At 71.8% G+C, this 11,075-nt stretch carries 12 protein-coding genes; all 12 read left to right on the top strand.

The features are described from left to right. The coding region (locus Q0741_RS12220; RefSeq protein ID WP_298233481.1) for a hypothetical protein at nucleotides 1–602 on the top strand (602 nt) is incomplete at its 5' end. A 96-nt stretch (nucleotides 603–698) separates the two neighbouring features. Next, nucleotides 699–1,289, top strand: a complete 591-nt coding sequence (locus Q0741_RS12215; RefSeq protein ID WP_298233480.1) for an OmpA family protein — start codon at nucleotides 699–701, stop codon at nucleotides 1,287–1,289. A gap of 88 nt (nucleotides 1,290–1,377) precedes the next feature. Further along, nucleotides 1,378–1,968 carry a sigma-70 family RNA polymerase sigma factor gene (locus Q0741_RS12210; RefSeq protein WP_298233479.1) on the top strand — a complete coding sequence of 197 codons (591 nt, stop codon included), beginning with the start codon at nucleotides 1,378–1,380 and terminating at the stop codon, nucleotides 1,966–1,968. Next, complete coding sequence (locus tag Q0741_RS12205) at nucleotides 1,965–2,627, top strand: hypothetical protein (protein WP_298233478.1); 663 nt, start codon at nucleotides 1,965–1,967, stop codon at nucleotides 2,625–2,627. The genes Q0741_RS12210 and Q0741_RS12205 overlap by 4 nt, the downstream gene beginning before the upstream one ends. Nucleotides 2,628–2,785: 158 nt before the next feature. Continuing rightward, nucleotides 2,786–3,610: a caspase family protein gene (locus tag Q0741_RS12200; RefSeq protein ID WP_298233477.1), complete on the top strand. Its 825-nt coding sequence runs from the start codon at nucleotides 2,786–2,788 to the stop codon at nucleotides 3,608–3,610. A 281-nt stretch (nucleotides 3,611–3,891) separates the two neighbouring features. Then, a complete protein-coding gene (locus Q0741_RS12195; RefSeq protein WP_298233476.1) occupies nucleotides 3,892–5,616 on the top strand; it encodes a GGDEF domain-containing protein in 1,725 nt (574 codons plus the stop codon). A 125-nt stretch (nucleotides 5,617–5,741) separates the two neighbouring features. Next, on the top strand, nucleotides 5,742–5,969 hold the full coding sequence (locus tag Q0741_RS12190) for a hypothetical protein (RefSeq protein ID WP_298233475.1): 228 nt from the start codon (nucleotides 5,742–5,744) through the stop codon (nucleotides 5,967–5,969). A gap of 362 nt (nucleotides 5,970–6,331) precedes the next feature. Continuing rightward, entirely contained in the window at nucleotides 6,332–8,305 is a 1,974-nt protein-coding gene (locus tag Q0741_RS12185; protein WP_298233474.1) for a PAS domain S-box protein, read from the top strand. Nucleotides 8,306–8,307: 2 nt separating this feature from the next. Then, nucleotides 8,308–8,691, top strand: a complete 384-nt coding sequence (locus Q0741_RS12180; protein WP_298233473.1) for a response regulator — start codon at nucleotides 8,308–8,310, stop codon at nucleotides 8,689–8,691. A gap of 49 nt (nucleotides 8,692–8,740) precedes the next feature. Next, nucleotides 8,741–9,907, top strand: a complete 1,167-nt coding sequence (locus Q0741_RS12175) for a SpoIIE family protein phosphatase (RefSeq protein WP_298233472.1) — start codon at nucleotides 8,741–8,743, stop codon at nucleotides 9,905–9,907. Next, on the top strand, nucleotides 9,900–10,430 hold the full coding sequence (locus Q0741_RS12170) for an STAS domain-containing protein (protein WP_298233471.1): 531 nt from the start codon (nucleotides 9,900–9,902) through the stop codon (nucleotides 10,428–10,430). The genes Q0741_RS12175 and Q0741_RS12170 overlap by 8 nt, the downstream gene beginning before the upstream one ends. A gap of 37 nt (nucleotides 10,431–10,467) precedes the next feature. After that, on the top strand, nucleotides 10,468–11,075 hold a 608-nt coding region (locus Q0741_RS12165), incomplete at its 3' end, for a YbfB/YjiJ family MFS transporter (RefSeq protein ID WP_298233470.1).

Genomic DNA, 11,075 nt, shown 5'->3' with positions numbered 1-11,075 from the left:
CCGTCGCCGTGCCTGCGGCGCCGATCGCGGCGGCGCCGGCCGGGACGGGGCGCGAGGCCGCGCTGCCGCACGTGGGCGACCGCTGGCGCTACCGGGTGCAGGACCAGTTCCGCATCGGGGACCTGTTCGTGAGCGCGCGCGTGGAGGCCGTGACGCCGGAGGGCGTGGCCGAGAGCTGGAGCACTACCTCCGACGCCAAGCTGCGCACGGCGGTGGCGGCGCTGGAGCCGGGCTTCCATGAGCTGCCGGGCTGGACGCTGACGCCACCGGAGTTCGCGCCTTACCTGCTGGCCGCCAGCGGCTGGGAGCCGGGGCAGCCGCTGGGCCCACAGCTGCGGCGGGTGGAACAGGTGAACGTGCCGCTGCAGGCCCGCGTGGAGGGAGAAGAGGAGATTCAGGTCGCGGCCGGGCGCTTCAGGGCGTTGAAGGTCGTGCTCAGCGGGCGCATCACGCCGCGCGGGGGCAAGGCGGTGAGCACCGAGCAAACCGTCTGGTACGCGCCCGCGGCGCGGCGGATGGTGAAGAGCACCGTCACGACCAGCGTGGGCGGCGCGGTGCGGGAGGCGACCAGCTTCGAGCTGGTGGAGTACGAGTTGCGGTGAGGCGAGGGCGCGGCACCGCGCGCCGTGCACGATTCCTTGAACCCGGTCCGGCCCGGCCGCAACCCAGCGGCATCACCCCTTTCCGGACCCCTCACCATGACGAAGCGCATCACCTTTGCCGCCACGGTGGCCGTGGCGCTGGCGGCAGCGGCCGCCCTCGTCGCCGCCGACCCGGCCGGGGCGCAATCGGTGCGGCTCTACGGCACCGACGAGGCGGTGGATCCGAAGGACGTGGCCGCCATCCTGGCCGCGCCGCCCGCGAACAAGCCCAAGTTCCGCACCCTGCGCCTGCTCGACGACCACTCGCCGGCGCGGGCCGCCATCGCCGCGGCCGCCAAGCCCGCGGCCGAGGCCGACGCGCTGGCGTTGCCGGTGCGCTTCGGCTTCAACTCCGCCGAGATCGATCCCACCGCACGGCGCCAGCTCGACGCGCTGGCCGAAGGCATCCGGCTGCTGCCGGCCGACCGTGCCGTGCGCATCGAGGGCCACACCGACGCCATCGGCAGCGAGGACTACAACGAGCGGCTGTCGCAACGCCGCGCGCTGGCGGTGCAGCAGTACCTGGTGTCGCGGCACGGCATCGCGCCGCAGCGGCTGCGTGCCGTGGGCCTGGGCGAGCTCGCGCCGCTGGACGGGCTCGATCCCGAAGCGCCGCAGAACCGGCGCGTGCAGTTCCGCGGCGAGTGAGCCCACCCGGTGCGCGGTTTTCAATCCTTCAAGGCGGCCTCTACCATGAGCCTTCCATCCCTGCTCGTGCCTTCGGTGCGCTCCCCCCATGGACAACGACGAGGTGCTGCGCCTGCTCGGGCGCATCGGACAGGGCGACGAGGCGGCCTTCCGCGAGCTGTACCGGGCCTTCTCGCGCCGGCTCTATGCCTACGTGATCAGGAAACTCGGTAACGAAGCCCAGGCGGAGGAAATCGTGGCCGACACCCTGTACGAAGTCTGGAAGGCCCCCGCGCGCTTTCGCGGCGAGTCGCAGTTCAGCACCTGGCTCATCGGCATCGCGCGCAACAAGGTGCTGATGGCCTTCCGCTCGCGCAAGCCCGACGCGGTGTACGAGGACCTGCAGGAGATCGCCGAGGTCATCGCCAGCGAGGACGCGGGCGCCTTCGAGCAGCTGGCGCAGCGCCAGCGCCGCGAGGGCGTGCAGCACTGCATGGAGCGGCTCTCGGACGATCACCGCGAGGCCATCCACCTCGTGTTCTACGAGGGGATGTCGCTGGCGGAGGTGGCGCAGGTGCAGTCCTGTCCCGAGAACACCGTCAAGACCCGGCTTTTCCACGCGCGGCAGAAGCTGCGCAACTGCCTGAAGCTGCTGCTGGAGCGCGAAGGCGGCGGATCGCTCACCGGAGCAGCGCCATGAACGACGAACGACTGGAAGAACTGCTGCCGTTCTACGTCAACGGCACGCTGGGCAGCGCCGAGCGCGAGCAGGTGGAGAGCTGGTTGCAGGCGCATCCCGAGGCGCAGGCCGAGGCGCAGTGGCTGCGCTCGCTGCAGGCCAAGGTGCGCGAGGACGTGCCGCCGGTGTCCGCCGAGGTGGGCCTGGAGCGGGCGCTGCAGCGCATCCGCACCGAGGGCCCGGCACCGCGGGGTGCGCGGCACGCGGCGCAGCCGGGCTTCGGCGAGAAGCTGCGCGGCTGGCTCGCCGCGCTGGTGCCGCAGGCCGTGCTGCGGCCCGCGCTGGCCGGCGCGGTGGCGCTGGTGGCGGTGCAGGGCGTGGTGATCCTGCAGCTCATGGAGCGCAACGAGGACGCCAGCACCGAGCTGCGCACGCTGCGCGGCAGCGTGGTGGAGGAGGGGCCGTATCTGAAGCTCAACTTCAAGGCCGACGCGCGCGAGGCCGACATCCGGCTGCTGCTGGTCAACATCCACGGCAGCCTGGCCGCCGGCCCCGGGCAGCTGGGCGACTACTACGTGCGCGTGCCGGCGCAGCAGATCGACGCGATCACCGCGCAGCTCAAGAACGATCCCATCGTGGAAGGCCTGCAGGTGGTGGACGGGCTGCCGGCGCGGCAGTGACCCTCCTTGGTGCGGCCCCATGCAGTTTCACAACCCGTATTCCGTTCGTCCTGATGCTTCGATACCTCAGCACAGGGCGCGCCCTGAGGTATCGAAGGGTCAGTACGAACGGGTCATTCACAACCAGGTCAAGCTGAAATCAGAGGAGTGAACGCGGAATGCAGCCGCTTCGACGCACCCTGTGCCTGAGCGCCCTGCTGGCCGCGGCCGGCGTGCGTGCCGCCCCTGCGGCACCGGCCGCCGAGCGCCGCGTGGCGCTGGTGATCGGCAACAGCGCCTACCGCGTTGGGCCGCTGAAGAACCCGGTGTCCGATGCGCAGGCCATGGCCGGCGCGCTGCGCGGCCTGGGCTTCGAGGTGGCGCTGGTGCTGGACGCCTCGATGCGCGACCTCATCGAGGCCTTCCGCCGCTTCTCGCTGGACACGCGCAGCGCCGCCGTGCGGCTGATCTTCTACGCCGGCCACGGCGTGCAGGTGAAAGGCCGCAACTACCTGCTGCCGGTGGACACGGAAATCCGCGCCGAGGAGGAGGTGCCGGCCAAGAGCGCCGACCTCAACGAGCTGCTGGAGCGGCTTGGCGCGCTGCCGCAGGGCATCAACATCGTCATCCTCGATGCCTGCCGCAACAACCCGTTCTCCGGCGCGGAGATCCTGGGGCCGGACGGGCGGCGCTTGAAATTCCGCGGCGCCACGCCGGCCGGGCTGGCGCCGGTGGAGGCGCCGCTGGGCTCGATGGTGGCCTTCTCCACGGCGCCGGGCGGCGTGGCGCTGGACAACCCCAAGGAGCCGCACAGCCTCTACACCAAGCACCTGCTGGGCGCGCTGCAGACGCCGGGGCTGCCCATCGAGATGCTGTTCAAGCAGGTGCGCCTGAGCGTGGCGCGCGAAACCGGGCGCGTGCAGGTGCCCTGGGAAAGCTCCAGCCTCACCGGCGACTTCTGCTTCAAGCCGGGGCCGGGCGGGGGCTGCACCGTGCTGCGCTAAGGGCGGGCGCGAGTACGGGTTCCGTCCCAGGCAGTGGACGGCCGTGTTCTGGTCGAATGTCTTTTGTCAAGCCCTGAATAGGGGAGCGATACACTGGCCCGCTCTTACGGACCCCGACCGTTGCGATGCCCCAGCGTCACGACACGCTCCCGGCCATGGCCGGTATGCACCCTTCCGCACGCTGTGCGGGCACCCTGCAGTGATCGCCGCCGGTGAGCGCGAAGGCTGAATTTGCGCAGCGCAACTTGCCGGCGGCTCGGCCGCGTCGGCGATACCCGGGCGTGGCGTTGGTGTTGGCGCTGCTGCTGTTGTGGTGGCTGCCTGGTGCGGCGTGGGCCGCGATGCCGGCACTCCTTGCCATCGACCCGGATCGGCCCGCGGACCTGATGCGCGAGGGCCGCCTGTACGAGGCGGGAGAGGACGAGCCGCCCGCCGACGTGCAGCGCCTGGAGCCCTGGCTGGCGGGGCTGCGGCCCGTGGCACGCGTCGATTTGCATGGCGGGCGCTACTGGCTGCATGCACTGGTGCACAACCCCTCGGCCGTGTCGCAGTGGGTCGTGGACCCGCATGCCAGCCTGGTCGAGCGCATCCGCGTGCGCGTGCTCGTGCCGGGGCAGCCGGCGCAGGGCTTCGAGAGCGGCTACCTGGCGGGCCAGCCCGAATACCCGTTGCATTACGGCGGCGACGTGACCGTGCCGCCCGGGGCCGTGGCCCATGTGCTGGTGCGGCTGGAAAGCCCGTACTTCGCCCGCTTCCCCCGCGTGTCGCTGGTGCCCGAAAGCGCTTACCGCCATGCCGTGCTGTCGGAAGTCGTGCTGACGCTGGCCGCGCTGGGCGCGATCGGGACGCTGGCGTTCTACAACCTGTTCGTGTTCTTCGGCACGCGCGACCGGGCGCTGCTGTACTACTCGCTGTACATGCTGTGCGCGGTCGTGGCCTGGGGGCTGACCTTCCATCTGGGCGCGCAGTGGCTGCACTGGCACGACCTGCGCTGGCACTACGTCAGCTTCTTCCTGTTCCCGGTCTTCAACGGGCTGTTCTTTATCGAGTTCCTGCAACTGCAGCGCGTGTCGCCGGGCCTCACGCAGGCGACCCGCCTCAACATCGTGCTGTCGCTGGTCTTGCTGCCCAGCTGCTTCCTGGCGCTGCCCTGGGCGCACTCGCTGGCCACGCTGGTGCTCTCGATGTCGGTGGTGCTGGCCCTGGCGGCGGGCTGGGTCAGCCTGGCCTCGGGCTTCGCGCCGGCGCGCTACTTCCTGGCCGCCTTCCTGGGGCTGGCCGTGCCGGCCAGCATCATCCTGCCGGCCAACGTGGGCCTGATCGACACGCCGGTGCCCAACCCCGAACTGCTGACGCTGCTGGGCAGCGCCGCCGATGCGCTGCTGCTGGCCTTCGCGCTGGCCGACAAGATCCGCCACCTGTCGCGGCAGAAGGACGAGTACCTGCAGCGTCTGAACCACGCGCTGGCCCAGACCCGTACCGACCACCTCACCGGCATCCTCAACCGCCACGCCTTCGACCAGATGCTGAGCCAGGCCCTGGCGCCCGCGGGCGGCCAGGAGGAGGCGGTGCCGCAAGTGCTGCTGGTGATGATCGATCTCGACGGCCTGAAGGCGATCAACGACACCCACGGCCACACGCAGGGCGACGCGCTGCTGTGCGCCTTCGCGCGGTGGCTGGGCACGCTGCGCGACGGGCACACGTCGGTGTTCCGCCTGGGGGGCGACGAGTTCGCGGTGCTGGCCCACGCAAGCGACGAAGTCCGGCTGCGCGCCGCGCTGCCCCTGTTGGAGGCACGGTTGCGCGCGGATGGCTTTCCCCAAAGCGGCGTGAGCTTCGGCATGGCTTTCGGCTACGAGGCGCGCACGGCCGAAGCGCTGGTCCAGCGTGCCGACCGCCGCATGTACGCCCACAAGACCGGCAAGCGCACTGACAGTCCGGCCACGGGGGAGACGCCTCGCAGGCGGGCCGCCGACCGGGTCGCGGCGTTGCGCGACGGCGGCTGAAACGCCTTTGTGACCTCCTTCACGCGCGCCCCGCCCACCTTCGGCGTGAAGCTTCCACCGCATGAACAGCGGCGCACGCGCCCGCAACCCAAGGGCATCGATCCACCGCTTTCAAGGAGCCTTCCATGAACGCCTCGATGCTGAGCCGCCAGGACCACGCCGAAGCCGCCTACGAACTGCGCTACAGCTCGCTGCTGGAACAGGACCGCGTCTTCGTCTTTCCCTGCGACGAGGCCGGCCACGTGGACATCGACGCGCTGGACGCCCACACCCGGCTCAACTACTTCTACGCCCGCACCGTCATCGGTCGCGAGTTCGCGCGCCCCGTCGTCGCGCCGGTGACGTTGCATTGAGGCGCCGCTTCGTGACGGCCCCAAGCGCCCGATCGCGCTGAGCTGGTCCAAGCGCCTGCCGCGCTCATCCGAGCCGCGGGCCCTTCGACCAGCCCAGGGCGAGCGGAAGAAAACACCTCCCGGGCCACCGGCATGCACGCCGGTGAGGCCCGTTCTGGCACGGCCCGGAAGTTTCCCGGAGGCCCCGGGGCCGGCTGACAGGCTGTAACCGGACTGGCACCGGTTGCATTGCGTACCCGGTTTGGCGGGGCGGCGGGGCGGGAGAACAATCCTCGCAACCGATGAGCGTGCTGCCCCACCCCGAACCAGTCCGCGCCTTGTCTGCGTCGGGCCATCCTCCTTCCCAAACCGCATCCACCGGCGTGCTGGACGAACTGGCCGCCGTGGCCGCGCTGGTGTGCTCGGCGCCCATGGCCGTCGTCAGCCTCGCCGACGGGCAGGGCCCGCGCCTGGTAGGGCGTGCCGGGCTGGACGGCGGCGGCGACTGCCCGCTGACCGGCCCCTTCCGCGCCCTGGCGCAGCAGCAGGCGCTGCTGGTGGTCGCCGACGTGAAGACGGATCCGCGCCTGGGCGGCTCGGCCTTCGTCTGCGGCGACCTGAACGTGCGCTTCTGCGCCGCGGTGCGGCTGCCGCTGCACGGCGAGTTCACGGGCCTGCTGTGCGTGGCCGACCACCGCCCGCGCCTGCTCAGCGACACCCAGCGCCGCGCCCTGCGCACGCTGGGGCAGCTGGCGGCGGCGCAGCTGGAGCTGGGCTGGCGCACCGACGAGCTCGCGCGCGCCGAGGCCTCGGCTTCGGAGAGCGACGAGCGCTTCCGCATCGTTGCGCGCGCCACGGTGGACGCGGTGTGGGACTGGGACCTGGCCGTCGGCACGCTGCGCTGGAACGACGCCGTCACGGCGCTGTTCGGCTACCCGGCCGATGCCGTCGAGCCTTCGATCGACTGGTGGGCCGCGCACATCCATCCCGAGGAGCGCGAGCGCGTGGTGACGGGCCTCTACGCCGTGATCGATGGCGGCGGCACCGGCTGGCACGCGGAGTACCGCTTTCTGCGCGCCGACGACGGCTGGGCCTACATCGACGACCACGGCTACGTCATCCGCGACGCCTCCGGGCGGGCGCTGCGCATGGTGGGCGCCATGCACGACCTCACCAGCCACCGCCACAGCGAGAACGAGCTGCAGCGCATGCGCGCGTACCTGAAGAACATCATCGACTCCATGCCCTCGATGCTGGTGAGCGTGGACGGCGAGGGCCGCGTCACGGAGTGGAACGCCTCGGCCGAGCGTGTCACCGGCGTGGTCGCGGCGCAGGCGTTGGGTCGGCGCCTGGCCGAGCTGCTGCCGCAGTACGCGCAGCAGATGAGCAACGTGCGCCGCGCCATCGCCGAGCGCGCGCCGGTGCGCGCGGAGCGCCAGCTCGTCGTGCACGAGGGCGAGACGCGCTTCGTGGACGTGATGACCTACCCGTTGACCGCCAACGGCGCGGTGGGCGCCGTGATCCGCGTGGACGACGTCAGCGAGCGGGTGCGCATGGAACAGGTGATGGTGCAGACCGAGAAGATGATGTCCGTGGGCGGCCTGGCCGCGGGCATGGCGCACGAGATCAACAACCCGCTGGGCGTGATCCTGCAGAGCTGCCAGAACCTGCGCCGCCGCCTGGGCCTGGAGCTGGCTCCCAACCGCCGCGTCGCCGAGGAGGTGGGGCTGGACCTGGACGCGCTGCAGCGCTACCTGGGCGCGCGCGGGCTGGACAGCTTCATCGAGGCGATCCAGGAGGCCGGCGAGCGCGCCGGGCGCATCGTGGCCGACATGCTGGCCTTCAGCCGCCGCGCCGATTCGAGCTTCGCACCCGAGCGCGTGGACCTGATGCTCGACGCCGTGGTGCGCCTGGCCGCCAGCGACTACGACCTCAAGAAGCAGTACGACTTCAAGCAGATCGAGGTGCAACGCCACTACGACCCCGAGCTGCCGCCGGTGCCCTGCGCGCGCACGGAGATCGAGCAGGTGCTGCTGAACCTGGTGAAGAACGCCGCGCAGGCCATGGCCGAGGGCGGCCGGCGCCCCTCGCGGCTGACGCTGCGCACGGCGCGCGAGGACGATGCGGTGCGCATCGACATCGAGGACAACGGCCCGGGCATCGAGACCGCGGCGCAGCGGCGCATCTTCGAGCCCTTCTACACGACCAAGCCGGTGGGGGTCGGCACGGGGCTGGGGCTGTCGGTGTCCTACTTCATCATCACCGACCACCACAAGGGCAGCCTGGCGCTGGAGTCCACGCCGGGCGAGGGCAGTTGCTTCACGATCCGGCTGCCGCTGCGCCAGGGAGGGCTCTGACCATGAGCGACGACGCCGTGCTGCGGGTGCTGGTGGTGGACGACGAGCCCGTGATCGCGCTGTGCGTGCAGGCCTTCCTGGAGGACGACGGCATGGAGGTCACGGTGGTGACCTCGGGCGAGGAGGCGCTGGAGCACGTGGGCACGGGCCGCTGCTACGACGTCTGCATCATGGACGTGCGCCTGCCCGGTATCGACGGTGCTACCACCGTGGCGCGACTGGCCGAGATCTGTCCCGGGCTGCGCTTTGCCATGCACACCGGCTCGGCCGAGTACGAGCTGCCTGATGAGCTGGCGGTGCTGGGCGAGATCCCGCTGCTGCACAAGCCGCTGCGCGACATGACGCCGCTGGCGGCCACGGTGCGTCGGCTGGCCGGGGCGCAGTGAGCCCGCGGTCCCGGTGCCCAGAGGGTTGCCGTTTGCTCCGCTGTCGCGCATGACCCGCATCCTGAGCATCGACGACGACAGCGGCATCCGCCGCAGCCTGGCGGCGTACCTGGAGGACTGCGACCACGAGGTGATCCAGGCCGCCGATGGCCGCAGCGGGCTGGAAGCCTTCGACCGCGAGCAGCCCGCGCTGGTGCTGTGCGACCTGGGCTTGCCCGACGTGGACGGGCTGGAGGTGGTGGCGGCGCTGCACGCGCGCGCGCCCGACACGCCGGTGCTGGTGATCTCCGGCGCGGCGCAGGTGGGCGACGCGGTGCAGGCGCTCAAGTGCGGCGCCTGGGACTACATCACCAAGCCCATCGCCGACTTCGGCGTGCTCGACACCGCCATCGCGCACGCGCTGGAGCGCGCCCGCCTCATCCGCCAGAACCGCGACTACCAGTCGCAGCTCGAGGCCATGAACCGCCAGCTCGCGCGCACCGTGCGGCAGCTGCAGGACGACGAGGAGGCCGCGCGCTCGCTGCAGCAGCGCTTGCTGCCGCCCGACGGGCTGGCCTTCGGCGAGTACCGCTTCACGCGGCGGCTGCTGCCCTCGGCCTACCTCTCGGGCGACTTCATCGACTACTTCCCGCTGGACGAGCACCGCATCGGCTTCTACCTCGCCGACGTGGCCGGCCACGGCGCGGCCTCGGCCTTCGTGGCGGTGATCCTCAAGACGCTGGTGGGGCGCTACCTGCGCGCCCATGCGCGCGAGCGCGACCCGACCATCCTGCACCCGGCGCTCGCGCTGTCGCAGCTCAACCGCGACTTCTGCGCCGAGGCGCTGGACAAGCACGCCACCATGCTCTACGGCGTCATCGACCGGCGCGAGCACTCGCTGTGCTGGTGCAACGCGGGGCACTTTCCTTATCCGATCCTGCACGACGGGCAGACGGCACGCTTCCTGGCGCACCGGGGGCGGCCGATCGGCCTGTTCGAGAGCGTGCGCTACCAGGAGGAATGCGTGCGGCTGCCGGCGGGGTGCCGGCTGCTGCTGGCCTCCGACGGGGTGCTGGAGCTGCTGCCGGCGCAGGACACGCACCGCGCCGAAGGGCTGCTGCCGCAGGTGGGCGATGCGGCACAGCGCCTGGAGGACTTCATGCAGCGCCTGGGGCTGCAGGAGCCCGCGGAGCGCATCGACGACATCGCCCTGCTGGAGATCGATCACCATGCCTGAAACCGGAGGACGGATCCTGCATGCCCGCAGCGGCGGCATTCACGTGCTGCGCCTGCTGGGCGAAGTGCGCTACCCGCTGGCGCCCGCGCTGGACGCGTGGCTGCGCAAGCTGTTCGAGGAGGACCCGGCGCCGGCGGGCTTCGTGATCGACCTGAGCGAGACCGAGGCCATCGACAGCACGCACCTGGGGCTGCTGGCACGGCTCAACAACCGGCTGCGCCAGGCGGGCGCTCCGCGCGCCACCCTCGTCACCGGCCGGCCCGACATCAGCGAGGTGCTGATGAGCATGGGCTTCGACGAGGAGTTCAGCCTGGTCGGCCCGGACGGCCAGCCCGTCGCCCCCGAAGGCTTCACCGTCGCGGAAGGCGACGCGGACGAGGCCGACGACGAGACCCTGGCCAGCACGGTGCTGGAGGCGCACCGCGCGCTGATGAGCCTCAACGAGCGCAACCGCGAACAGTTCAAAGACGTGGTGGCGATCCTGGAACTGGAGCAGGCGGAGCGGCGGGGCGGGGTGTCGTGAGGTAAGCGGCGCCGGGAGGCCGCCCACAATGCCTCCCATGAGCCGCCCCCTGCCGCCCGCCCAAGCCGTCGCCTCCGTCCCCGGCGCCGACCCGCTCGCCGCCTCCCTCACGCCCGCCCTCGGCCTGGCCCTGTCGGCCGCCGTGTCCCTGGGGCTGGCGCGCTTTTCCTACGCGCTGCTGCTGCCGCCCATGGCGGCGGACCTGCACTGGAACTGGTTCACCGGCGGCGCGATGAACACCGCCAACGCCGCCGGCTACCTGCTGGGGGCGCTGCTGGCGCCGCGCGCGCTGGCCCGGCACGACGCCCGAGGGCTGCTGCTGGGTGGCGGCTTCGCGGCGGCGCTGCTGCTGGCGCTGCACGGCGCGGTGCGGCACGACGCGCTGCTGGCCGCGCTGCGGCTGCTCACCGGCGTGGCCAGCGCGGCGAGCTTCGTCTCGGGCGGCCTGCTCGCGGCGCGGCTGGCGGCGCAGTCCGGGCACGCCGGGCTGCTGCTGGGGCTGTACTACGGCGGCACGGGGCTGGGCATCGTCGCCTCCGCGCTGCTGGTGCCGCTGGCGGTGGCCACGCCGCCGGACTGGCCCTGGGCCTGGCTCGCCCTGGCCGTGGCGGCGCTGGCGGCGACGCTCGTCACCGCGGCGACCAC

The organism is uncultured Azohydromonas sp. (assembly GCF_937926365.1).
In the GTDB taxonomy this organism is placed as follows: domain Bacteria; phylum Pseudomonadota; class Gammaproteobacteria; order Burkholderiales; family Burkholderiaceae_C; genus Azohydromonas.
This window is presented reverse-complemented; position numbering and strand designations above follow the sequence as displayed.